A 24,104-nucleotide genomic window follows, 5' to 3' on the forward strand; every position below is an offset into this window, starting at 1 on the left:
TCCTCTCGTCCCGCGTGTCCTAGGCTGAGAATATGGCCGAGATCGCCGTCGCCGACGGCTCGTGGACGTTCAACGGCGAGTTCCTGCGCATCGTCCCCGGAAGCGACAAGGGCGTGCACGAGCTGCGCAGGACGCTGGGCGAAGTCGTGGTGCCGCTGGAGGCGATCGCGAGCATGGCGTTCGAGCCGTCGCGCAAGGGCGGCCACGTGCGGATGCGGCTGCGCAAGGGGGCCGACCCGCTCTCCGACGCGGTCGCGGGGCTGCTCGGCCCGCCCGCCGACCCGTACCGGCTGACCGTCCCCAAGAGCCGCGCGGGCGCGGCCGAATACTTCGCCGACGAGGTCCGCGACACCCTGCTCGTCTACCAGACGCCCACCGCCGCCTGCGAGGACTACCTCCTGGCCGGGCCCTCCGTGCCCATCTCGGCCACGGCGGGCGACGGCACCGCGCTCTTCGACGGCGAGCGGGTGCGGCTGGAGTGGACCGGGTTCGCGAGCACGGAGAAGGAGAAGGCCGGGCCGCAGGAGTTCCCGCTGTCGGACGTGGCGGGCGTGGAGTGGAAGCCGCAGTCCGGCATGGGTTACGGCACGCTGCGGTTCCGCGTCAAGGGTGAGGGGGCCGCGCAGCCGCCGCAGAAGGACCTCCACTGCGTGTCGTGGGGCATCCAGCGCTTCGGCGGGACCACCGCCCTGGTCGCCGCGGCCGTGCTGGCCCGGCTCCCGAGGGAGGCCGAGCTGCCGCCGCCTCCCCCGCCCGTCTCCGACGACGTGCACGACGCGGTCCTGCGCCGCCTGGGGGAGCTCGGGGAGCTGCACCGGTCTGGGGTGCTGACCGACGAGGAGTTCGCGGCGGCCAAGCAGGCCATGATCCGCCGCCTCCAGGAGACGTGACCCCGCCCGAGCGGGGCAGAATGTGGCCAGATGCCCAGGATCGGAGAACCTAGCGTGACCCACGACGAAGAGAAACTCCTGCGCCGCGCCATCGAGCTGGCCGCGGAGGCCCGTGCCGGCGGCAACCCGCCGTTCGGCTCGCTGCTGGCGGGCCCGGACGGCTCGATCCTGGTCGAGGAGCGCAACAGCTCGCTCACCGACCGCGACATCACCGCGCACCCGGAGCTGAAGCTGGCCCGCTGGGCCGCCCGCGAGCTCGACCCCGCGGCCGCGGCCACGACCACGATGTACACCAGCTGCCAGCCGTGCGGGATGTGCGCGGGGGCCATCGCCCGTTCGGGCCTGGGCCGCGTCGTCTACGCGCTGTCCGGCGATCAGCTCAACGGCCTCAAGCCGCCGGGCAGCGCCTTCGTGGACCCGCCCGTCGAAGGCCCGGCCCTGTACGACGAGGCGCGCGTACCCGTCGAGGGCTATTACGTCTGACCCTTCGCGCGACGAGCGGCCTGCCGGGACGCGACCGGCCTCCGCGGTGTGACCGCGGAGCCGGGCGCCCCGGCCGGTGCGCCTCAGAGGCCGCGCAGGCGGGCCACGCCGTCGCGGCGGGCCTGGTCGGCCACCGCCGCGGCGACCGCGGGCACCACCCGGGGGTCGAACGGCTCCGGGATGATCCGCTCCGCCGACAGCTCCTCCTCGATCACGCTCGACAGGGCGTGCGCGGCGGCCATCTTCATGTTCTCGGTGATCTCCACGGCCCGCGCCGACAGGGCGCCCCTGAACACGCCGGGGAAGGCGAGCACGTTGTTGATCTGGTTGGGGAAGTCGCTGCGCCCGGTGGCCACGATGGCGGCGTGCTCCAGCGCGATCCCCGGGTGGATCTCCGGCTCGGGGTTGGACAGGGCGAACACGATGGAGCCCGGCGCCATCGACGCGATGGCCCGCTCGCTGATCGTCGAGCCCGACAGTCCGATGAAGACGTCCGCCCCGGCCATGGCCTCCTCGGTCGTGCCGGTGTGGCCCGACTGGTTCGTGCAGGTCGCGATCAGGGCCTTGTACGTGTTGAGGTCGCCGCGGCCCTGGTGGATCACACCCTTGCTGTCGGACACGATGACCTCGGAGATGCCGGCCTTGAGCAGCATGCTCGTGACCGCGAGCCCGGAGGCGCCCGCGCCGGCCACGACGGCCCGCAGGTCCCACAGCCGCCGCCCGGTCAGCCGGGCCGCGTTACGCAGCGCGGCCAGCACCACGATCGCCGTGCCGTGCTGGTCGTCGTGGAAGACCGGGATGCCCAGCCGCTCCTTGAGCCGGCGCTCCACCTCGAAGCAGCGCGGGGCGCTGATGTCCTCGAGGTTGATGCCGCCGAAGGACGGGGCCATCCGGGCGATCGTCTCCACCAGCTCGTCGACGTCCGTGCAGTCCAGGCAGATGGGCACCGAGTCCACTCCGCCGAACTGCTTGAACAGCAGCGACTTGCCCTCCATGACCGGCATGGCCGCGGTGGGGCCGATGTCGCCGAGCCCGAGCACGGCGGTGCCGTCGGTGACCACGGCGACCACGTTGGACCGCCAGGTGTAGTCGTCGGCCAGCTCCGGCCGCTCGGCGATGGCCGTGCACACGCGGGCCACCCCCGGCGTGTACGCGAGCGACAGGTCGTCGGCGTCGCGCACCTGCACCGACGGGCGCGTCTCCAATTTGCCGCCCTCGTGCAGGCGGAAAGCCGGATCCTGGTCGAGAAGCGTGGCGAGGCTGATGGCCGGCGCGGTGATTTCGGTCGTCATCCGGAGCTCCTAGAACCGCAGCATCCGGCCGGACGGGGTGCGTAAGTCAGGCACCTCGTTCCGCACCGTGGTACGCGCCGGGCGCGCCTTTTTGAGCTGTGCACGTTTCATGACGTCCATGCCTTTCTGCGCGGCCCCGTCCGCTACGTCGATGTGATTAACAACACAGCTCGAGTGTCACACGGGCGGCCATTCCCGGTTACCCCACGTCCCCCCTATATCGGCGCCTCCCCCTGGTAAGAGGTACGAGGCAGTAGGGGTTGTCCGGGATAGGGGTCGGTCGGGAAATTCGAAGCACAGATACCTGCGAAAGGACAACGATGACGGTCCTGACCGCTTTTCCCACGGAAGCACCACTCGATCCGCGGACGCCATCGGCACGCCTCTCGCGGCTCCTGGATCCCGGCTCCATGGTGCCGATGCCCGGCGACGAAGAGAGCGGCGTGCAGGCCGTACACGGTGCGATCGACGGCTCGCCGGTCATCGCCTACTGCACGGACGCGACGCGCATGGGCGGCGCGCTGGGCTGGGCAGGCGCGAATCGCATCGTCGAGGCCATCCAGCTGGCCGTCCGCCGGCGCTGCCCGGTGATCGGCCTGTGGCATTCCGGCGGCGCCCGGCTGGCCGACGGCGTGGAGTCGATGGACGGCGTCGGCCGCATGTTCGCCGCCATGACCGCGGCCTCCGGCCTGATCCCGCAGATCTCGGTCGTCCTCGGACCGGCCGCGGGCGCGGCCGCCTACGGGCCCGCGCTGACCGACGTGATCATCATGTCGGACGTCGCGCGGGTCTTCATCACCGGGCCCGACGTCGTCCGCAGCGTCACCGGCGAGGAGATCGACATGGCGGGCCTCGGCGGCCCGGAGGCGCACGGCCCCAAATCGGGGGTCGCGCACATCACGGTCGACTCCGAGCAGGCGGCCTACAGCCGGGCCCGCCTGCTGACGGGGTTCTTCACCCGGCCCGGCCGGTTCGACTTCGCCGCGCTGAGCGAGCCGCGCGACCTGCGGGCCCTCCTCCCCGAGCAGCCGCGCCGCGCCTACGACGTCCGGCCGGTCCTCCGCGAGCTCCTGGACCCGGAGTTCCTGGAGTTCCAGCCCCGCTGGGCCCCCAACATGGTGATCGGGCTCGGCCGGCTGGGCGGGCGGGCCGTGGGCGTGATCGCCAACAACCCGCTGCGCAAGGGCGGCTGCCTCGACTCGCTCTCGGCGGAGAAGGCCTCGCGTTTCGTGCGCATGTGCGACTCGCTCGGCGTCCCGCTCGTGGTCGTGGTCGATGTGCCCGGCTACCTGCCCGGCGTCCAGCAGGAGTGGGGCGGCGTGGTCAGGCGGGGCGCCAAGCTCCTGCACGCCTTCGCCGAGTCGGTCGTCCCCCGCGTCACGCTCATCACCCGCAAGTCGTACGGCGGCGCCTACATCGCCATGAACTCCAGGTCGCTGGGCGCGACCGCGGTGTACGCCTGGCCCGACGCGGAGGTGGCGGTCATGGGGGCCGAGGCGGCGGTCGGCATCCTGCACCGCAAGCGGCTGGCCGCGGTGCCCGAGTCCGAGCAGGCGGACCTGCACGCGCGACTGGTGGAAGAGCATCGGCGGACGGCCGGCGGGGTCGAGCGGGCGATGTCGCTCGGCGTGGTCGACGCGGTCGTCTCGCCTCTCGAGACCCGGCTCCGGCTGGCGGAAGCACTGGCATCGGCACCGCAGGACCGCGGCTGCCACTCCAATATCCCGCTCTGAATCGAGGAGACCATGTCGAACATCAAGGTAATGCTCGTCGGCGGACCGAACCACCTCCCGGCCGAGCAGCGGATCGTGACCCTCGCGAAGTTCTGTGAGAAGATCAAACTGCCTTTCGGCAGCGGGTACGAGCACTTTCTCCACAATGGCGAGCGCACGCGCGTGGACGGGCAGGAGGTGCCCGCGTACCACTGGATCATGCGGACGGCCATTGCCGAGTGACAGGTGACCGCCTAAGGGTTCGCTAGGGGTGGGAAAACAGCCGGACCGGCGATTCAATATGAATAGTCGGGTTTGCCGGATGTTTATCCCGCCGGAGAGGTGAGGCATTGATCTAGACGGCCCTTCCCCTTTTGCGAAGCCCCCAGCAGAACGAGAGCCACCGTCCTCAATCAAATGGACGGTGGCTCTCGTTCTTGCTTTTCGAGAAAAAACGCCGCGACGGCCGCCTTTCGGCGGCCGTCGGCGTGTCCTCCGGCATCAGCTGGCGTTCGCGAGCGTGACCCCCGTCCGGCCGCTCCGCCTGGCGGCCGAGCCGACCGCGGCCAGGGTCGCGTCGACCACGTTGGTGTCCACGCCCACGCCCCAGACCGTCGTGCCGTCCACCTTGCATTCGGCGTAGACCGTCGTCTTCATGCTCGTGACGCGCTCGGTGTCGTCGGCCCGGTGCACCGCCCGCACGTCGACGCCCCAGGGCGCCATCGTGACGCCGATGGCCCGCACGGCCTGCTCCTGCTGGCCGTCCATGTGGAGCGTCGCGGTGATCCGGTCGCCCCGCCCCAGGGTGTCGGTCCGGTCCTGGCCGGTGAGGTACTCCTGCTCGAACAGCGCCCAGATCTCGTCGGGCGTCAGCTCGCTGCCCCGTGCCTCCGCCCGGGCCTGGACCAGCCCGGCGAACTCCCGCTGCAGCTCGCGGGGCAGCCGCATCCCGTGCCAGGCGCTCATGACGTACGCGATGCCGCCCTTGCCCGACTGGCTGTTGATCCGCACGATCGCCTCGTACGTGCGCCCGACGTCCTTGGGGTCCACCGGCAGGTACGGCATGCTCCACGGCATCTCGTCGACCTCGACGCCGCTCTCGCCGGCGGCCCGCTCCAGGTCGTCGAAGCCCTTCTTGATCGCGTCCTGGTGCGAGCCGGAGAAGGCGGTGTACACGAGCTCGCCGCCGTAAGGGTGCCGGGGGTGCACAGGGATCTCGTTGCAGAGCTCGACGGTGTCGCGGATCCGGTCGATGTCGGAGAAGTCGATCCCCGGGTCCACCCCGTGGGTGAACATGTTCATGCCGAGCGTCACCAGGCAGACGTTGCCCGCCCGCTCGCCGTTGCCGAACAGACACCCCTCGATGCGCTCGGCCCCGGCCAGCAGCGCCAGCTCGGACGCGGCCACCCCCGTGCCGCGGTCGTTGTGCGGGTGGATGGACAGGCAGACGTGCTCCCTGCGGGAGAGGTTGCGGTCCAGCCATTCGATCTGGTCGGCGAACACCGAGGGCAGGGAGCGCTCCACGGTGGTGGGGAAGTTCAGGATGATCGGGCGGCCGGGGCCGGTCTCCCACACGTCCATGACCGCCTCGCAGACCTCGAGGGCGAAGTCCGCCTCGGTCTCGTTGAACAGCTCGGGCGAGTACTGGTAGCGCAGGTCGCAGTCCGCCAGGTCCCGCTCGGCGTACTTCATCATCAGCCGGGTGCCCTGCACGGCCAGGTCCTTGCACTGGGCGCGGTCCATGTTGAACACCACGCGCCGGAACAGCGGCGCGGTCGCGTTGTAGAGGTGGAAGGTGGCGCGGGGGGCGCCGGCCAGCGCGGTGACCGAGCGCTCGATCAGCTCGTCCCGCGCCGGTACGAGCACCGAGATCCATACGTCCTCCGGGATGCGGTCCTGCTCGATGAGCATCCGGACGAAGTCGTAGTCGTCCTGGCTGGCCACGGGGAATCCGACTTCGATCTCCTTGTAGCCGAGGTCGACGAGCAGCTCGAACATCCGCAGCTTCCGCGCCGGCGACATCGGGTTGGCCAGCGACTGGTTTCCGTCGCGGAGGTCCGTCGACAGCCAGCGGGGCGCCGCCACGATCCTCTTGTCCGGCCAGGTACGGTCGGGCAGGGCCAGCGGGGTGAAGTTCGAATAGCGCTCGACGGGACGGGTCGGGGCCATCGTGAATCTCCTTCGCAGGTCTCATGGTGTGGCTCTAGGAGATCTCCGCACTCAACGTACAAGCGGCGACGGGCCCGCGAACAGGTCGGGGATCATGAGAGTGCCGGTCCTGACCAAGGGATTCCGCAGGGGTATCGAGAGTGCGCGCCCCCGGTATCTTTCGACGCACCCCCCTTCTCCGGCCCCTGCCGGCCCTGCACACTCCGATCATGGCGACTATCGAACCGGCGATCCGGCGAGGCGGTCTGTGTTTCGCGGAGGCGCGGCCTACGGTGCAGTTCATCTTCCTGCTGCGCTTCCTCACCGGCACGGCGCTGTGCGCCTCGGTCGCCGGCGACGACGGCCACCTGGGCAGAACGGTCTGGGGCGCCGCGGCATGGGTGATGATGATCTTCGCCGTCTACCTCTTCAACGGCGTCATGGACGTGCCGGAGGACCGGCTCAACGGCTCACGCAGGCCGATCGTCCGCGGCGACCTGCCGCCGGGCTTCGCCAGCGCGGTCGCGATCGGGGCGGCCCTGCTGTCGCTCGCGGCCGGCTTCGCGCTCGCCCCGCTGATGGGCGGCATGCTCGCCGTCGTGCTGACGCTCGGCTACCTCTACTCGGGACCGCCGTTCCCGCTCAAGCGCAGCTCGGGCGGCACGGTCCTGACCGGAGGCGTGGCCACCCTGCTCACCTACTACGGGGGCGCCTTCTCCTACGCGAGCGAGATCAGGAGCTCGCTGATGCTGGTCGTCTTCGTGCTCGCCGCGTCGCTGTGGACCGCTCTCGTGGGCTCGACGACCAAGGACCTGCCCGACATCGAGGGCGACGCCCGCGCCGGGCGGATGACCTTCGCGGTCATGCACGGCGAGCGCGTCCTGCGGCTGACGATCTGCTGCACGGCGATCGGGCTGGCGCTGGCCTTCGCCGCGGCCGTCCTGCTGCTGAGGCTCCCGCTGTGGCCGTCCGCGCTCGCCATGATCGGCGGCGCGCTGGTCATCACGGTCCTGTGCTTCAAGGGCCGCCGCCGCGAGCCGTACGGCGCCTTCATGGCCACCCAGTACGCGCTGCACGGCCTGGCGATCCTGCCGCTCTTCCTCATCTGACAGGCGGACCGGCCGATCAGACCGCGCAGTCCGCGCCGGACGAGCCGGGCGGGAAGGCCTCCTCCACCCGCCGGCACACCGTCTCGGTCAGCAGGAGCCTGACCGAACCCACGTTCATCTCCAGGTGGACCGGGTCACGCGTGCTGGGCACCGGCACCACGTCCGGCCCCCGCGACAGCAACCAGGCCAGGGCCAGGCGGCCCGTGCTGACGTCCATGTTCGCCGCTTCGGTCTGCAGCCGCCGGAGCATCGCGCCGTTGCGCGGGAGGTTGTGCGGCGAGAACCGGGGATCCGCCCGGCGAGGGTCGGCCGGGCCGAGCCGCGAGGGCGACAGGCTACGCCCGGTCAGGAAGCCGCGGCCCAGCGGCCGGCCTGCCAGCACGCCGATCCCGAGCTCGCGCGCCACCGGCAGCTGGTCGAGCTCGACCGTACGGTGCCAAAGGGAGTATTCCATCGCCAGGGCGGCCACCGGATGGACCGCGTGCGCCCGGCGGAGCTCGTCCCCCGTCACCCCCGCCAGGCCGACGTGGCGGGCCTTGCCCGCGGTCACCAGGTCCGCCAGCTGGTGGGCGGTCTCCTCGACCGGCACGGACGGCTCCTCGTGGCTCGCGATGTAGAGGTCGACGTAGTCGACGCCCAGGCGCTTCAGCGAGGCGTCGCACGACTGCGCCAGCTCGCCGCAGCCGGTGCCGCGCCGGACGGTCCGCGTCGCCAGGAGCACATCGTCGCGCCAGGGCCGGACGGCCTCGCCGACGAGCCGCTCGACCTCCCCGTCGGCGTGGTCGTCGGACATGTCGAGCAGCGTCACGCCCACGTCGAGGACGTAGTGGATCAACGCCAGGGACTCCGAGCGGTCCACGTCGCCGTACACACCTGAGAGGGCCAGACACCCGAAGCCCAGACACGAGGTGATCAGCCCCGCATCGCCCAGCCTTCTGCTGTCCACGACACTCCCCTCCATTTGGCCGTCACGTAATACATACGATCTGCGGGCCGCGATTGTGTCACAACCCCTATCCCCCCTGCGGGCGGATGAATAAGGGGAGAATCTTTCCCGTTTAAGCCGCCTGACACAGAACGCAACGACCAGTTATACACCCAGTTAATGGAGCTGCCCACCGCGCGGACTCCGCGCGGTGGGCAGGATCTGGGAGGGGTTAGCGGACGGCCGGGCTCAGCTCCAGATCGGTGGGAAGATCCGATCTCTGAGTGATTCCGAGCTTGCGATAGATGCGCGTCAAGTGCTGTTCCACCGTGCTCACCGTGATGAACAGCTTGGCCGCGATCTCCCGGTTGGTGTAGCCGACCGAGGCCAGGCCGGCGACCCGGCGCTCGGCGTCGCTGAGGATCGCCACGACCTTGCTGATCTCCGCGTTCTGCCCGTCGCCGGCGGAGGAGCCGTCACCGGCCAGCGCCTGGCTCAGCGGCTGGGCGCCGCACTCCTGCGCGAGGATGCGCGTACGGCTGGCGATGATCCCCGCCCTGCGGAACTCCCCGACGCTGTGGAACGCCTCGGTGAGCTCGAACAGCGACCGGGCCAGCTCGTAGCGGTCGCCGCAGGCCTGCAGCCGGTCCGTGGACTGCCGCAGCAGCATGGGCCGGTGCCGGAGCTCGCTCGTGGCGGCCATCAGGCGCAGCGCGATGCCTTGCGTACGGGAGGCCATGGGGCCGCAGCGCGACAACTGCTCCTCGACCAGGGAACGGGCCTCGTCGTGCTCGCCCATCCGGATGAGCGCCTCGGCCGCGTCGGCACGCCAGGCGATGAAGCCCGGCGTGTCCATCTCCCACTCGCCCATGAGCTCGCCGCAGAAGCGGAAGTCCCGCAGCGCCGCCGCCGGATGGTCCACGGCCAGGTGGTAGCGCCCGCGGGCGTGCAGGTAGTGCAGCCCGAAGCGGGTGCGCAGCATGGCCTCCGGGACCACGGTGTTGACCTGGGCGAGCGCCTGGTCGTACTGCCCCATGGCCGTGCTGGCCAGCATCAGGTTGGCCAGCGGGGAACCCACGGTCACGCCCCAGCTGGCCGGCGGGATGAGCTCCAGGGCCAGACGCGCGGACGAGGCCGCGGTCTCCAGGTCGCCGCGCCGCATGGCGATCTCGGCGCGGATCGCGGTGAGCCGGGCCCGGCGGGCCGGCGCGCTGCGGGACTGCGCCTCCTCGATGAAGGCGTCGCACCACGGCGCCGCCTTGTCCGGCCAGCCGCCGTAGGTGAGCGCGAGCAGCGAGCTCTCCACCGTGTCCATGGACATCTCGTCCAGGCGGGAGCTGTGCAGGATCCGCTCCACCGTGGCCAGGGTGCGCTCGCGAGGACCGCGGGTGAGCACCGAGGTCAGAGCGTTGATCGCCTCCAGCCGCCGGCTCACCCGCACCGGCAGGACGGCCTCCTTGTTCTGCTCGGTGGTCGCCCGGTTGACGTGGGCGAGCAACGGCGGCGCCGAGGCGCGCAGCCACAACCGGGTGCCGACGAGCTCGGCCACGGTCTGCGGCTCGGTGTCGCCGCTCTCCTTCAGGTGTTCGAGCACCTGGCAGGCGTCGTCCACCTTGCCGTGCCAGAGCAGCGCCCTGGCCAGGACGACCGCGTCGCTGCCGCGCAGGGTGCCGTTGTGCAGGGCGTCGGTCAGCTCGGCGATGTGCTCGGCCGGGGTGCTGGGGTTGATGCGCCACTCCGCGCGCATCAGGAGCGTGGCGATGGTCGTACGCCGCCGCTCGTCCGTGCAGCAGCGCCAGGCGAGCTTGAGATAGTCGACGGCCTCGTCCACGAACCCGTCGTCCAGCCGGTGCAGCGCCGCGGCCTCCAGCACGGGGACGGCCCACGGCAGGTCGGTGGCGTCGGCGCCGACCAGGTGCTCGGCTATCGCGACGTCGTCGGCCGCCTCCAGGTGCAGCAGCTCGGCGGCCCTGCGGTGCACGCTGCGCCGCAGCTCGTCGCCCAGCTCGGCCAGCACCGTCTCCCTGGCGATCTCGGCCCGGTAGTGGCCCGACTCCAGCAGCCCGGCGGTCTCCAGCCAGCGGGTGGCCTGGGCGACCGTCGTGCCGTCCGCGTCGACCAGGCGCTGCAGGAGCGCCGGGTCGTCCAGCACCGCGAGCCAGCCGGCGACCTGCAGGAGCGCGGGGTCGGCCCGGTGCAGGCAGGACAGCACGGCCTCGCCGTAACGCTCGGCGGGGGCGCCGCCGCTCGTCCCGAAGTCCTCGATCAGGCCCCTGAGCAGGAGCGGGTTGCCGCCGCTCAGCGCGTACCAGTCCGGGGCCACGGCTTCGGCCGCCGCCTCGCCCACGTGCTCGGCCGCCATGCTCACCACCGCGTCGTACGACAGCGGCGCCAGCCGCACGGCCGTGCAGTGCGGCTGGCGCAGCATCTCGGTGGCGAAGAAGCCGTGGGTGTGCGGCCGGTAGTCGGTCTGGCCGAACACCGCCATGAGCGGGGAGTATCTGGCCCTGCGGACGAGGTAGGACAGGCAGAGCAGCGAGGCCCTGTCGGCGAGGTGGACGTCGTCGACGACGATCACCAGCGGGTGGCGCTCGGCGAGCGAGAGCAGCACCGCGGACAACGAGTGGACGATCTGGGCGTCCACCTGTTCAAAGCTCTCCCCCTTCGCGGGGGAGGCCATCTGCGCGCCCTCTCGCAGCAGGTCCGCCGCGAGCGCGCGTACGTCTTCCTGTAGCGGCGCGTTCTGGAAGAGCTGGCCGAGCACGCCCAGCGGCAGGTCGCTCTCCGCCCGGGTGGCGGTGGCCACCAGCGGCAGCGCGCCGTGCTCCAGAGCCTGCTCGGCGAAGGCGTGCAGGAGCTCGCTCTTGCCCGTCGCAACGACTCCCGTCACCATTGCGACCCGGCCCTTGCCGCCCACGGCCTCGGCGAGGAGACCTTGCATGGAGGCCATGGCGGTGTCTCTTTCGTACAGCCCCATGTTGGACACCCCTTTTAGAAAGGCAATTTCCGGCCGGAAGGGGTTCTGAGGTCCAAGGAGCCATTCAGCTCTTTTTTCGGCTTCGCATTCACGATCCGCCGGACTTGCCGCATGACCCTCAACCTCTTCCGTATCCGGTTATGGGTTGACGGTCATCACGTTAGGTGTCAGTTCGGGGTGCCCACAATATGGCTTATCCTTAATAACGTCCGCCGCTCCACACGGACCAGTCCGTCTCCAACTTTCGGACCAACGGGCGGTCCGAGTCGATCGGCCGGGCGGTCGACTCGGTGCGGCGCCTCGGTGCGGCACCAGGCCCTGGGCCACCGTCCGCGGCCCCGCGACCCAGGGGTGGGCTGGGGTCCAGCGAAGCGCTTGAATCATTTATTACCCACGCGTCAACATGACCGAGCAGCGCCAATGCGAGCCGTGCTCATGTCGATCTGGGCCTTACCGACCGCGGCGGCTTCACATCTCACAAACGACCCCTATTGGACGGTGAGCACAAGATCGACCCCGCCTCCCCAGCCCTGGAGCCCCCCGCCGAGCCGCCACAAGATAGGGCACCCTAAGTCACGAAATATTGACATTCCTACGTCGCAGGCGTTCCCACTGGTCACAGGGCTCGCGGGCCGGAGCGCAGCCCCGCGGCGCATCGGGGCCTATGTTCATACAGTTGCCTACTCATCAGTGTTGACCCAAGATGTAAGCATTCGTGCATTTCCAAGGGGACATGGTGGGAGAAATTGCGCAAAGGGACGAGCATGATGCCACGGGGACGGCGAATCTTATCGAGGAGTGTCGAGCCGACATACTGAGCAAGTACGAGCAGGGACTGGCCTCGATCGGCAGCGTACTGATCAGGGATCAGCACACGAAAGCCCAGGTCATGGCTAACGCGGGCGAGATCCTGACGGAGATGGCCGGCACGCTGCGAGCAGGCCGCTTACTCGACGACGAGACGTCCCGTTTCCTGTCCTGGGACATCGGCGTGTCCAGAGCGTCCGCCGGTATCCATCCGAGAGAATCCCTCCTGGCCGCGTCGGTCTTCTTCCGCGCCGCATTCACTACTCTCAGTCACCGACTTCAGGACGACACCCAGGCCGCACGGCTGCTCAGGCTTGTGGTGACGGCTCTCGAACAGAGCATCTCCCTGCGCATCAGGGAGGCCTCCAGCAGCTACACCGGATTCTTGCTGAACCAGGTGACCGAGGCGCAGATGGCCGAGCGCCGCCGGATCGCCAGGGAGTTACACGACCGCATCGGCCACAGCCTCAGCGTCGCCCAGCGCCAGCTGGAGCTGTCGAACCTCTACCGGCCGTCCGAGCCGGCCAAGGCGCTGGCCAAGCTGGAAATGGCGCAGCAGGCCATCCAGGAGACGATGTGCAGCCTGCGCCAGGTGACCTCCGACCTCCACCCTCCCGACGGGAGGACCCTGGAGAAGGGACTGCTCGGCTACCTGGACGTGATCGGGACCGACGACGTACAGGTCGAGCTCGTCGTCAACGGCGACCAGAGCTGGGCGCCCCCGATCGTCAGCGAGGAGTGCCTCCTCATCCTGCGCGAAGCGGCCCGCAACGCGCTCACCCACGGAGACCCTTCGACCATCTTCATCAGGATCGACGTCGCGCCGCACGAGCTGATCGCCTCGGTGATCGACGACGGCCGCGGCTTCGACCCGAGCCAGCAGGCGCCCAAGGGCAGCCTGGGCCTGTCCTCCATCCGGGAACGCACCCAGCTGCTCGGCGGCACGGTCAACATCGTGAGCGAACCCGGCAAGGGGGCAAGGGTCGACCTCGCGGTGCCCATCCAGAGGCGACCCGATGATCAGGAGTGAGCAACCGACCACAGTGGCCATCGTGGACGACCACGCGCTCTTCCGCGAGGGCCTCAGGGAGATCCTGGAGTCTCAGGAGGGGCTGGTCGTGGTGGGCGAGGCCGGCACCTCCAGCGGCGCGCTCAAGATGGTGGCCGACAAGAAGCCGGACATTCTCCTGCTCGACGTGGAGATCCCCGGCGACTCCGCCACCGACACCGTGACCCGCCTGCGCATCCAGTCACCGAACACGCAGATCATCATCCTGAGCATGTACGACGGACCGCAGCTGCTGCACCGGCTCCTGGCCGCCGGCATCCGCGGATACCTGCTGAAGAGCGTCCACTGGCACGAGCTGGTGTCGGCCATCCGCAGCGTGCACGACGAGCCGGAACGGGTCGTGCTCGCCGTCTCCCGCGAGAGCCTGGCCCAGATGGAGAGCTCACCGTCCGAGGTGCTGACGAGCAAGGAGCGGGAGGTCCTCGAGCTGGCCGCGCAGGCGCTCAGCAACCGGCAGATCGCCGCCCGCATCAACACCACGGAAGCCACGGTGAAGCGCCACCTGCGCAACATCTTCGTCAAGCTCGGGGCCGCCTCGCGCATCGACGCCGTCAACCGGGCGATCGATGCCTCACTGATCACACCATCACGGACACGATCCGACAATTAACCCTAAATCGCCATATATCTGTATAAATCAGACCCCCTTCCCGGGGTAGGTTCACCCCGCAACCGTCTCCGGAGAGCCCGAGAAGAAGCGCCCGAACATTTTCTTCCGCGAAGGCCCTGCCTAGCGTGGAATTGTGAACACCAATGCATTCATCGGGAGCATCCTCCCGCCGTGGGTGGTGGCGGTCGACACGTTCGACGACCACGACGCGGTGCTCTTCCCTGCGGAAGAAGAGGTGATCAGCCGATCGGTGGAGAGCCGGCGCAAGGAGTTCGCCACGGCACGCATGTGCGCCAGGACCGCAATGGGGCTGCTCGGCCTGCCCGAGCAGCCCATCCTGCCCGGCGTGCGCGGCGAACCTCAGTGGCCGACGGGCTTCGTGGGCAGCATCACCCACTGCGCCGGTTACCGCGGCGCCGTCCTCAGCCCCGGCACCGACACCATCACGATCGGCATCGACGCCGAGCCCAACCAGCCGCTGTCGTACGGCGTCCTGGAAGCGGTCTCCCTGGCTGAGGAGCGCAAGTCGCTGAGCGCGCTCGCCGCCGACTACCCGGACGTCGCATGGGACCGCCTGCTGTTCTCGGCGAAGGAGTCGGTCTACAAGGCCTGGTTCCCGCTGGCGAAGCGGTGGCTCGACTTCGAGGACGCGATCCTCACCTTCAACCCGGTGCAGGGCACGTTCTCCGCCCGGCTCCTGGTGACCGGGCCGCAGGTGGAGGGCCGGCAGCTGATGGGCTTCTCCGGCACGTGGAAGGCCCAGGACGGTCTCATCGTCACCGCCATCGTCAAGGCCAGCGGTCCTGCCACCCGCCGCCACCGCGCGGCGCACAGGCGCCCCGCTACCCAGCCCGTCAAGGCCTGACCCGGCCGGACGGCGCGGCCCACTCCTGCCGCGCCCGATTCCGTACCTCCGGCCGGGTACCGGCGTGTCGCGCGCCCTCCTCTCTCCGCGACCGCGAGGCGCGTGAACCGCTCCCGCTCCGACGCGTGAGGACCCACCGACGCGAAAGCCCGGCACAGAGGCCGGGCATGCGATTGACGGTGGCGTTCAGACGACCCGCCACCGTCACGAGGATTCGAGGTCAGCTGTCCTTGGCCGTCCAGCGGAACGTCTTCAGGCACAGCAGCAGCGCGCCGACGCACCAGGCGCCGAGCACGAGGGCGGTCATCGGGAGCTGCCACGAGCCGGAGGGCTCCAGCGCCGCCGCGTGTTCCGGCAGGAACACCGATCGCATGCCCTGAGTGATCCACTTGAGTGGGAACAGCGACGCGAAGAACTGGAGAATGCCCGGCACATCCGAGAAGGGCATGAAGACGCCGGAGCAGAACTGCACGATGAGGAACGGCAGCGTGATCACCGCGTTGGCCCCGCGCGTCGACTTCGGCAGGCTGCCGGCCGCGATGCCCAGGAGCGCGCAGGCCGTACCACCCAACAGCAGGACCCAGGTGAACGTCAGCCACCGGTCGAAAGAGGTGGGCACCTGGATGCCGAACAGCAGCACTCCCACCGTGACCAATATGGCCACCTCGGCGACCATGCACACCAGGACCTGGATGACCTTCCCGCCGAAATACGCCATCCGTGGCAGCGGCATGCCGTAGAGCCTCTTCAGGGTTCCGTCATGGCGTTCCAGGGCGATGTTGATGCCCAGGTTCTGGAAGGACGTGCCCATCACGCCGGCGCCGATCATGCCGGCCGTGAGGATCTGGGCGCCCGTGATCCCGGCGATGGCCGGCTTGTTGATCTGCATCGCGCCGAGCAGCATCAGCATGATCGCCGGGAGCGAGAAGATGACGATGAACTGGCTCTTGGTGCGGAAGAAGCTCCTGAGCTCCAGCCCGCCGCGCTTGAGCGCCAGGCCCCAGGCGCCGGGCAGGCTCACCGAGCTCGCGGCGGGGATGCGAGTCGTCGGTCTCGACATCGTGGTTGTCACGGCTGGTCTCCGATCAGGCCGAGGTAGATGTCTTCGAGGGTCGGCCGGGTCACGGCCAGCTCCGGGATCTCCCCCTCGAACTGGCGGCCCAGCTCGGCGACGACCTGCGTGGGCGTCGCCGTCTTCACGCTGCGCTCCCCGTCCGGGCCGGCCCAGCTGACGGTGGCCATCGCCTGCGCGCGGCCGGCCAGCGTGGCCGGCTCCCCCAGCGCGACGACCTTGCCCCCCACGATCACTCCCACCCGGTCGGCCAGCGCCTCGGCCTCGTCCAGGTAGTGCGTGGTCAGCAGGATGGTGGTGCCCTCGTCGGCCAGCTGCGAGATCAGGTCCCAGAACTGGCGGCGCGCCACGGGGTCGAACCCCGTGGTGGGCTCGTCCAGGAAGACCAGCTCGGGATTGCCCACGACGCCGAGCGCCACGTCGACCCTGCGCCGCTGGCCGCCGGAGAGGTGGCGGGTGCGGACGTCGGCCTTGCCGGTGAGCCCGACGAGCTCGATCACGTGGTCGGGGTCGCGCGGGCTCGGGTAGTAGGTGGCGTAGTGGTGCACCATCTCCCGGACGGTCATCTCCGCGGCGTCGGTGGCCGACTGCAGCACGATGCCGAGTCTGGCGCGCCAGGCCCTGCCGGCCTGGCCGGGGTCCTCGCCGAGCACGCTGATGTCGCCGGCGTCGCGGCGGCGGTGCCCTTCGAGGATCTCAACAGTGGTCGTCTTGCCTGCGCCGTTGGGGCCGAGGAGCGCGAACACCTCACCCCTGGCGATGTCCAGGTCGACGCCGTCTATGGCGACCACGTCGCCATATCGCTTGCGCAGCTCACGTACCCGCACCGCTGTATCGCTCATACCCATCAGGGTTGGGGATCGGCTCCGCCACCGACACCCCTATTTAGGGTTTCACCTGGTCAAACGTCTAAGCCGCAGGTCGGACCCCAAATCAAGGAGCTGACCCCCTATCAACCGTTCGGAGGATGTCGGAAGTCGCGGCCACCGATGATTCTGTAAACATGACAGTCATCGAAATCGAGGGCATGAGTAAGAGCTACCGAGGCAAGCAGGTTCTCGAGAGCGTATCCCTGAAGGTGGAAAAGGGCGAGATCTTCGGGATCGCCGGCCCCAACGGCGCGGGCAAGACCACGACCGTGGAGTGCATGGCGGGCCTGCGGCAGCGCGACGGCGGTGTGCTGCGCGTGCTGGGACTCGACCCGCAGACCGACCGGCGCCGGCTCCTTCCGCGTGTCGGCGTGCAGCTGCAGGAGGCGGCGCTGCCGGACGCGCTCAAGGTGGGCGAGGCGCTGAAGATGTATGCCTCTTTCTACGAGAAGCCCGCCGACTGGAGGGCGCTCATGGACGAGTGGGGGCTGACCGAGCGGCAGCGCTCCAGCTTCAGGAGCCTGTCGGGCGGCTGGAAGCAGCGCCTGTTCATCGCGCTGGCCCTGGTCGGCAACCCGGAGGTCGTCTTCCTCGACGAGCTCACCACCGGCCTGGACCCCTCGGCCCGCCGCATGACGTGGGGCCTGGTCCGCGAGATCCGCGACCGCGGGGTGACCGTCGTGCTGGTCACCCACTTCATGGACGAGGCCCAGGCGCTGTGCGACCGCATGGCGATCATCGACCAGGGCCGCGTCATCACCCACGGCACCCCGGGCGAGCTGAAGGCCCAGGGCCGTACCGAATCGCTCGAGGACGCGTACTTCGCTCTGACGGGAGGGCAGGCGGCATGAGAGGCATCACTCAGGTCATCGCGGTCGAGCTCAAGCTGATCGCACGGGACCCCATGTCGGCGTTCTTCGCGCTGGCCTTCCCCGCGATCATGCTCTGGGTCAAGCTGCGCAACGGCGGATCCCTTCCCAGCGGGCTGTCGCTGGCGGACGCCAACGTGCCGATGCTGACCACGTTCGTCATCGGCATGGCCGCGCTGGTCATCCTGCCGGCCACGGTCGCCCAGTACCGGGAGCGCCTGGTGCTGAAGCGGCTGCGGGCCACGCCGGCCTCGCCCGGCATGCTGTTCGGCGCCCAGTGGGTCGCTCACATGCTGCTGGCCGTGTTCGGCACGGCGCTGCTGGTGGCCATCGGCTTCTTCGTCTACGGCGCGTCGGCCCCCGCCAACGTGGGCGGCGTGGTCGTGGCGTGGCTCCTGGCCGCGCTGAGCCTCAGCGCCATCGGCTTCCTGCTCGGCGCGGTGGTGCCCTCCGGCCGCGGCGCGACCGTGATCGGGCTGAGCCTGTTCTTCCCGATGGTCTTCATCTCCGGCGCCATCATCCCCCGCGAGAGCATGGGCGGTTCGATGCGGGCGATCGGTGACCTGACCCCCATGGCGCCCGCCGTCCAGGCCATCCGCGCCGGCTGGGAGGGCAGCGCGATGTCCCCGATCTCGCTGGCCGTCATGCTCGGGATCTGCCTCGTCGCCGGCGGTGTCGCCATCAAGGCCTTCCGGTGGTGAGCAGCGTCGACCGTGAAGGGCCGGGGCCGGTGGTCACCTCCACCGGCCCCGGCCCTTCACGATGGGACCGGGTCTGGCCCTATCTGCCCTACCTGTTCATCCTGCTTCCGGCCGGTTTCTCCCTGCTGCAGAACTGGCGGCCGGACACGCTGGTCCTGGCGCTGTTCGCGATGGCCTGGCACTGGTTCATGGTCGGCGCGCACCCGGAGTGGATCAAGCACCACCTCGTCGCGCTCGTCTACTTCGCCGTCCTGCTCGCCGCCATCGGGGCGCTGGTCAGCATCGACTCGGTGTTCACGGTGGCCGGCCCGGCGGTGTTCATCCAGTCCTTCGCGCTGCTGCCCCGCTGGTGGGCCTACGCCGGGGTGGTCGCGACCGCGGGGGTGCTGGTCTCGATGCGGCCGGAGGCCGGGCGGAGCCCGGGCCAGATGCTCTTCTCGTTCCTGGTGGCCGCGCTGGTCGCCTCCGCGGTCGGCCTGGTCGTCCAGACCATCTCCGACCAGAACGAGAGCCGCAGGGTGATGATCGCGCAGCTCCAGGAGACCGGCGCGCGGCTGGCCGCCCTCGCGGCCGAGAACGCGAACCTGCAGGCCCAGCTGCTGACCAAGGCCCGCGAGGCCGGAGTGGTCGGGGAGCGGCAGCGGCTGGCCAGGGAGATCCACGACACGATCGCCCAGGGTCTGGCCGCCATCGTCACCCAGGTGGAGGCCGCCGAGGAGGCGCTCGACGACGTCAAGGCGGCTCGTGCCCGCCTTGACACGGTTCGCATGCTGGCCAGGGACAGCCTGAAGGAGGCCCGCCGGTCGGTGCAGGCCCTGCGCCCCGCGCCGCTGGCCGAGTCGCAGCTGCCGGCCGCGCTCCAGGACGTCTCCGGCAAGTGGTCGCAGGCCAGCGGCGTGGCCTCGTCCCTGGAGGTCACGGGCGAGGCCCGGCCGCTGCACGCGGAGGTGGAGATCACCCTGCTGCGGGTGGCGCAGGAGGCGCTGGCGAATGTCGCCAAGCACGCTTCCGCCGGACGAGTTGCCCTCACTCTGTCGTACATGGAAGATGTCGTGGTGCTGGACGTACGCGACGACGGAGCCGGTTTCGCCCCCGAGGCACCGGGCCTGCTGGCCGCGCCCGCCTCCGAGGCGGGCGGTTTCGGCCTCCTGTCCATGCGCCAGCGCGTGACCAGGCTGGCGGGCGACTTCCAGATCGAGTCGGCCCCCGGCGAGGGCACCGGCATCTCCGCCGCCGTCCCCGCCATCCCCGCCGAAACGGGCCTCGAGCCATCCGACCGATCCAGAAACGCCGGGTGAGACATGCCGATTCGGCTGATCATCGTGGACGATCATCCGGTCGTCCGCGACGGGCTGCGCGGAATCTTCACCGACGACGAGTTCGAGGTGGTCGGGGAGGCGGGTGACGGGTTCGAGGCGCTGGCCGTGGTGGAGCGCACCAATCCCGACATCGTGCTCACCGACCTGCGCATGCCGAGGATGAAGGGCGCGGAGCTCATCCGCCGGCTGCGCGAGCAGGCGCCCGACGTCCGCGTGCTCGTGCTGACCACGTTCGACGACGACGTGGACGTGCTGCCGGCCATCGAGGAGGGGGCGACCGGCTACCTGCTCAAGGACACCCCGCGCGCCGAGCTGCGCCGCGCCGTGCAGGCGGCGGCGCGCGGCGAGACCGTGCTGTCCCCCTCCGTGGCCGGCGTGCTGACGCAGAAGTTGCGCGCGCCGCGCCAGCAGCCTCTCAGCCGCCGCGAGCTGGAGGTCCTGTCGCTCATCTCCCGGGGCGCCACCAACCGCGACGTGGCCAAGCGGCTGTTCATCACCGAGGCCACCGTGAAGACGCACCTGCTGCACATCTTCGCCAAGCTCGAGGTCAACGACCGTGCGGCCGCCGTCGCCGCCGCCTACGAGACGGGCCTGCTCAGGCCGGGCGCCGACAGCTGATTAAGGGCGCCTAGGGGTGTGCCGCCCCTCCGGCCGCTTCGTACCGTGGAACAGGCGGCCGTTCCATCTCTACCCGAGGGCACCTTTCCCGCCCCGGACGCGACGAGTCAAGCGGTGTGTCAAACATGGCCACCGCATTTCCTTTTCCCCTGATGAATTCTTTCGCGTGCCGCCGAATCGGTTCCTGGAGATCGTCCGGAAGGATTTGGAGATGAGCTCATGAACACGCTTGCCCTGGCCGACCCGAGGGCCGAGCTGGAGATCGTCGGCGGCAAGGGGGAGTCCCTGGCGCGCCTGGCCAGGGCTCGGCTGCCCGTGCCGGCGGGTTTCCACGTCACCACCGGCGCCTACCGCGACTTCGTGGCCCGCCATGGTCTGCGCGAGGCGATCCTGTCCGGGGACGCCGAGGAGATCCAGGCGCTGTTCGCCGGGTGCGAGATCCCGCCGGAGATCGCCGAGGACATTCTGGCCTCGTACGCCGCGCTGGGCGAGGACGCCGCCGTGGCCGTCAGGTCGTCGGCGACCGCGGAGGACCTGCCGGGGATGTCGTTCGCCGGACAGCAGGACAGCTATCTCAACATCCGCGGCGCCGAACAGCTCCTGGACGCGGTCAGGCGCTGCTGGGCCTCGCTCTGGACCGACCGGGCGATCGCCTACCGCGACCGCCACGACATCCCTCGGGACCAGGTGGCCATCGCCGTCGTCGTCCAGGAGCTGGTCCCCGCCGACGCCGCGGGCGTGCTGTTCACCGAGGACCGGGTCTCCCCCCACGACCGGCTGACCATCAACGCCGCATGGGGTCTGGGCGAGGCGGTCGTCGGCGGCCTCGTCACGCCCGACACGATCACCGTCGACCGCGCCGGCCTCACGGTCGTCGAGGAGCACATCGCGTCCAAGGCCGTCATGACCGTGCGCACCCCGGACGGCACCCGGGAGGAGCCCGTCCCGGACGCCAGGCGCGACGAGCCGGTCCTGACCTCGGCGCAGGCGACCCGGCTGGCCGAGCTGGGCCTGGCGATCGAGGAGCTGTACGGCCGCGCGATGGACATCGAGTGGGCCCTGCACGACGGGCGCCCGCACATCCTCCAGGCCAGGCCGATCACCGGCCAGCGCGAGGTGTGGAACGACTCGCTCAAGGGCGACTACCTGTGGACCAACGGCAACCTGGGCGAGGCCATCCCCAGCGTCATGACGCCGTGCACCTGGTCGCTCGTGCAGGCGTTCATCGCCGAGATCATGGTCGTCGGCGACCTCGGCGGCCACCCCATCTGCGGCAACATCGGCGGCCGCGTCTACATGAACATGAGCCTGACCGCCTCGCTCGGCAGGGCGCTCGGCATGACCAAGAAGATCAAGGACTCCCAGGAGCCGATCTACGGCAGGCTGCCGGAAGGTGTGGGGACCCCGCTGCTGCCGATGTCGCGCTGGCAGACCCTCAGAGCGGCCAGGCCGATGGCGGGCGGCCGGCGCGAGATCCAGAAGCTCGTGGAGCGGATCCCCGAGTACATAGCGGACGCGCCCCGCCGCACGGAGGAGCTCCGCGCCATGATCGCCGAGAGCGACGACCTGGTCGCGCTCTGGCAGAGCGAGATCGAGCCCAGGTTCGACGAGTGCAACCGCATGCTGGCCGCCGCGGCCCGCCAGGACGCCGGCTCGCTGGTCTACCTCGGCGCCCGGCTGACGAAGCTGGTCGGGGAGGCGGACGCCACCGTGCTGATGTCCGGCATCCAGGCCCGGGACGGCCGGCTGGAGAGCCTCGGCCCGCTGCTCGGGCTGGCCCGGCTCAAGCGCGGCGAGATCTCCCGCGAGGAGTACGTCCGCAGGTACGGGCACCGCTGCCCGGACGAGTTCGAGGTCTCGGCCGCCCGGCCGGTGGAGGACCCGGCGTGGATCGACGAGCAGCTCGCCGGCCTCACGGTCGACCCCACCGAGCTGCTCGAACGCCAGGAGGCGGCGAGCACGGCGGCCTGGCGGCGCTTCCGCGAGCGTCACCCGAGGCAGGCCGAGAAGTTCCGCCGCCAGATCGACCGCTGGGAGGCGATCGTCCGCTCCCGCGAGGAGACGCGGTCGGAGATGATGCGCGGCTTCTGGATGGTGCGCGACTTCGTCCTGCGTGCCGGCGAGGTGACCGGGCAGGGCGACGATCTGTTCTTCCTGACGGTCGAGGAGATCCTGGGCGTGCTGCGCGGCTGGAACCGGCCGCTGTCGTACGTCGCCAGGCGGCGGGCCACGTACGAGCTGTACAAGGCGCTGCCGCCGTACCCGGGCATCATCCGCGGCCGGTTCGACCCCGAGCGGTGGGCCGCGGACCCGCACCGGCGCGGCGACGTGTTCGACGCCGAGGACACGGCGGCGCCCCCGTCGCAGACCATCAGCGGCTTCCCCGGCGCGGCCGGCGTGGTCGAGGGGACCGCCCGGGTGCTGGCGTCGGTGGCGGAGGGCGACCGGCTGGGCGAGGGCGAGATCCTCGTGACGACCGTGACGAACGTGGGCTGGACGCTGCTCTTCCCGCGCGCGGCGGCGGTCGTCACCGACGTCGGCGCTCCCCTGTCGCACGCCGCGATCGTCGCCCGTGAGCTGGGGATCCCCGCCGTCGTCGGCACCAGGAACGCCACGATGCTGGTGCGGGACGGCGACCGGATCCGCGTCGACGGCAGCAAGGGCAGCGTCGAGGTGATCGGCGAGTCGGCGCGGGAGCGGGAGGAGGCGCTCGTCCTGAGCTGAGGCCACACGGAAGGCGCCGGGCTCTCCAGGAGCCCGGCGCCTTCGTGGTGTTCGGCCCGGTTTCAGCGGGTGGCGGTGAGCAGCCGCATCCCGAGCGGCAGGTCGAGCAGCCTGCCGGGGGTCAGGTCGGCCTCCTCCAGGAGCGCGCGGTACTCCGCCTCGGTGCGCTCCCGTCCCCCGGTCATCACCATCATGTGCAGGTCGTACGCGAGCGGCAGGTACGAGTCCTGGCCGACGACCCGTTCGACGACGAGCAGCTCGGCCCCCGGCTCCATCGCCTTGGCGCAGTTGGCCAGCAGGACGGCGCAGCGCTCGTCGTCCCAGTCGTGCAGGATGCGCGAGAGCACGTAGACGTCGCCGCCCTCCGGCACGGCGTCGAACAGGTCGCCGCCGACCAGCTCGCACCTGTCCAGCACGCCCATCCGCGCCAAGTGCGCGGGCGCGGCCTCGACCACGTCCGGCACGTCGAACAGCACGCCGCGCGCCGCGGGGCTGCTCCGCAGGACCGTGGCCAGCAGGGCGCCGGTGCCGCCGGCCAGGTCGACCACCCGGCGCGCGCCGGAGAAGTCGTAGGCGTCGGGGACGCCGCGGAAGAACGAGGCGCCCGCCGCCATTCCCCGGTTGAAGACGGCCGCCTTGCCCGGGTCGCCGGCCAGGTGCGCGAAGACGGGCTCGCCGTGGACGTGCTCGAACGCCGGCTCCCCGGTGCGGACCGCGTGCGCCAGGCCGTCCCAGGCGGAGGCGAAATAGTCCTCGCCGTAGAGGGTGGCCAGCGGGCCCAGCGCGTCGCCGCGCAGCTGCGCCCCCATCGGGGTCAGCCCGTACCTGTTGTCGCCGTCGGCGTCGGCCAGGCCCACGCCGGCCAGCAGCCGTAGCAGGCGGTGCAGCGCGTCCGGGTGCGCGCCGACCTCCTCGGCGATCTCCTCGGGGGCCAGGCGCCGCCCGTCGAGCACGTCCGCGACACCCAGGCGCACCGCGGCGAAGGTCGCCTGCGCCACCCATCCTCCGGTGAGGATGCGCATCAGATCCTGCTCCATCGAATCCT

20 protein-coding genes are annotated in these 24,104 nt (G+C 70.4%); 13 read left to right on the forward strand and 7 right to left on the reverse strand.

What is annotated here, in order from left to right; translation table 11 throughout:
• The first annotated feature begins 32 nt into the window (after nt 1-32).
• Both AB0L65_RS22145 and AB0L65_RS22150 read left to right on the forward strand, forming a co-directional pair.
• A complete protein-coding gene (locus tag AB0L65_RS22145; RefSeq protein WP_364248230.1) occupies nt 33-890 on the forward strand; it encodes a DUF4429 domain-containing protein in 858 nt (285 codons plus the stop codon).
• A 54-nt stretch (nt 891-944) separates the two neighbouring features.
• A complete protein-coding gene (locus AB0L65_RS22150; RefSeq protein ID WP_350728266.1) occupies nt 945-1,373 on the forward strand; it encodes a nucleoside deaminase in 429 nt (142 codons plus the stop codon).
• 83 nt (nt 1,374-1,456) lie between these two features.
• Here AB0L65_RS22150 and AB0L65_RS22155 read toward each other — a convergent pair whose 3' ends face one another.
• Nucleotides 1,457-2,665, reverse strand: a complete 1,209-nt coding sequence (locus AB0L65_RS22155; RefSeq protein ID WP_364248232.1) for an NADP-dependent malic enzyme — start codon at nt 2,663-2,665, stop codon at nt 1,457-1,459.
• Nucleotides 2,666-2,985: 320 nt separating this feature from the next.
• Between AB0L65_RS22155 and AB0L65_RS22160 the strand changes: the two genes are divergently transcribed.
• Nucleotides 2,986-4,398 carry a carboxyl transferase domain-containing protein gene (locus AB0L65_RS22160; protein WP_364248234.1) on the forward strand — a complete coding sequence of 471 codons (1,413 nt, stop codon included), beginning with the start codon at nt 2,986-2,988 and terminating at the stop codon, nt 4,396-4,398.
• Nucleotides 4,399-4,410: 12 nt separating this feature from the next.
• Entirely contained in the window at nt 4,411-4,620 is a 210-nt protein-coding gene (locus AB0L65_RS22165) for a DUF5988 family protein (protein WP_350728269.1), read from the forward strand.
• Between the two features lie 258 nt (nt 4,621-4,878).
• Here the strand turns inward: AB0L65_RS22165 and AB0L65_RS22170 are convergent, their stop codons facing one another.
• On the reverse strand, nt 4,879-6,546 hold the full coding sequence (locus AB0L65_RS22170; protein ID WP_364248236.1) for a 2-isopropylmalate synthase: 1,668 nt from the start codon (nt 6,544-6,546) through the stop codon (nt 4,879-4,881).
• 209 nt (nt 6,547-6,755) lie between these two features.
• Between AB0L65_RS22170 and AB0L65_RS22175 the strand changes: the two genes are divergently transcribed.
• Nucleotides 6,756-7,634, forward strand: coding sequence for a UbiA family prenyltransferase (locus AB0L65_RS22175; protein WP_364248238.1), 879 nt, complete (start codon nt 6,756-6,758; stop codon nt 7,632-7,634).
• 16 nt (nt 7,635-7,650) lie between these two features.
• Here the strand turns inward: AB0L65_RS22175 and AB0L65_RS22180 are convergent, their stop codons facing one another.
• The gene (locus tag AB0L65_RS22180; protein ID WP_364248240.1) at nt 7,651-8,580 is read right to left on the reverse strand and encodes an aldo/keto reductase; all 930 of its coding nucleotides are present in this window, start codon (nt 8,578-8,580) and stop codon (nt 7,651-7,653) included.
• A 211-nt stretch (nt 8,581-8,791) separates the two neighbouring features.
• Nucleotides 8,792-11,536 (reverse strand): AAA family ATPase, encoded by a 2,745-nt coding sequence (locus AB0L65_RS22185; protein ID WP_364248242.1) that lies wholly within the window; start codon nt 11,534-11,536, stop codon nt 8,792-8,794.
• An 889-nt stretch (nt 11,537-12,425) separates the two neighbouring features.
• Here AB0L65_RS22185 and AB0L65_RS22190 point away from each other — a divergent pair.
• From AB0L65_RS22190 to AB0L65_RS22200, 3 genes are all read left to right on the forward strand, one after another.
• Nucleotides 12,426-13,373, forward strand: coding sequence for a sensor histidine kinase (locus AB0L65_RS22190; RefSeq protein ID WP_364248244.1), 948 nt, complete (start codon nt 12,426-12,428; stop codon nt 13,371-13,373).
• The gene (locus tag AB0L65_RS22195; RefSeq protein WP_350728275.1) at nt 13,360-14,022 is read left to right on the forward strand and encodes a response regulator transcription factor; all 663 of its coding nucleotides are present in this window, start codon (nt 13,360-13,362) and stop codon (nt 14,020-14,022) included. The genes AB0L65_RS22190 and AB0L65_RS22195 overlap by 14 nt, the downstream gene beginning before the upstream one ends.
• 133 nt (nt 14,023-14,155) lie before the next feature.
• Nucleotides 14,156-14,887, forward strand: coding sequence for a 4'-phosphopantetheinyl transferase superfamily protein (locus AB0L65_RS22200; RefSeq protein WP_364248246.1), 732 nt, complete (start codon nt 14,156-14,158; stop codon nt 14,885-14,887).
• A gap of 220 nt (nt 14,888-15,107) precedes the next feature.
• Here the strand turns inward: AB0L65_RS22200 and AB0L65_RS22205 are convergent, their stop codons facing one another.
• Both AB0L65_RS22205 and AB0L65_RS22210 read right to left on the reverse strand, forming a co-directional pair.
• Complete coding sequence (locus tag AB0L65_RS22205) at nt 15,108-15,947, reverse strand: ABC transporter permease (RefSeq protein ID WP_364248248.1); 840 nt, start codon at nt 15,945-15,947, stop codon at nt 15,108-15,110.
• Nucleotides 15,948-15,955: 8 nt separating this feature from the next.
• Nucleotides 15,956-16,801 carry an ABC transporter ATP-binding protein gene (locus AB0L65_RS22210; RefSeq protein ID WP_350728278.1) on the reverse strand — a complete coding sequence of 282 codons (846 nt, stop codon included), beginning with the start codon at nt 16,799-16,801 and terminating at the stop codon, nt 15,956-15,958.
• A gap of 161 nt (nt 16,802-16,962) precedes the next feature.
• Between AB0L65_RS22210 and AB0L65_RS22215 the strand changes: the two genes are divergently transcribed.
• The 5 genes from AB0L65_RS22215 (at nt 16,963) to AB0L65_RS22235 (ending at nt 23,059) form a co-directional block, all read left to right on the forward strand.
• Nucleotides 16,963-17,679: an ABC transporter ATP-binding protein gene (locus AB0L65_RS22215; RefSeq protein WP_350728279.1), complete on the forward strand. Its 717-nt coding sequence runs from the start codon at nt 16,963-16,965 to the stop codon at nt 17,677-17,679.
• Entirely contained in the window at nt 17,676-18,398 is a 723-nt protein-coding gene (locus AB0L65_RS22220) for an ABC transporter permease (RefSeq protein WP_350728280.1), read from the forward strand. The genes AB0L65_RS22215 and AB0L65_RS22220 overlap by 4 nt, the downstream gene beginning before the upstream one ends.
• On the forward strand, nt 18,395-19,696 hold the full coding sequence (locus AB0L65_RS22225) for a sensor histidine kinase (protein ID WP_364248251.1): 1,302 nt from the start codon (nt 18,395-18,397) through the stop codon (nt 19,694-19,696). The genes AB0L65_RS22220 and AB0L65_RS22225 overlap by 4 nt, the downstream gene beginning before the upstream one ends.
• Nucleotides 19,697-19,699: 3 nt before the next feature.
• Nucleotides 19,700-20,335 (forward strand): response regulator transcription factor, encoded by a 636-nt coding sequence (locus AB0L65_RS22230; protein WP_364248253.1) that lies wholly within the window; start codon nt 19,700-19,702, stop codon nt 20,333-20,335.
• Nucleotides 20,336-20,554: 219 nt separating this feature from the next.
• Complete coding sequence (locus AB0L65_RS22235) at nt 20,555-23,059, forward strand: PEP/pyruvate-binding domain-containing protein (RefSeq protein WP_364248255.1); 2,505 nt, start codon at nt 20,555-20,557, stop codon at nt 23,057-23,059.
• A 62-nt stretch (nt 23,060-23,121) separates the two neighbouring features.
• Here AB0L65_RS22235 and AB0L65_RS22240 read toward each other — a convergent pair whose 3' ends face one another.
• A complete protein-coding gene (locus AB0L65_RS22240) occupies nt 23,122-24,096 on the reverse strand; it encodes a methyltransferase (RefSeq protein ID WP_364248257.1) in 975 nt (324 codons plus the stop codon).
• Nucleotides 24,097-24,104 lie beyond the last annotated feature (8 nt).

This window comes from Nonomuraea sp. NPDC052116 (genome assembly GCF_040680035.1).
Lineage (GTDB): Bacteria > Actinomycetota > Actinomycetes > Streptosporangiales > Streptosporangiaceae > Nonomuraea > Nonomuraea angiospora_A.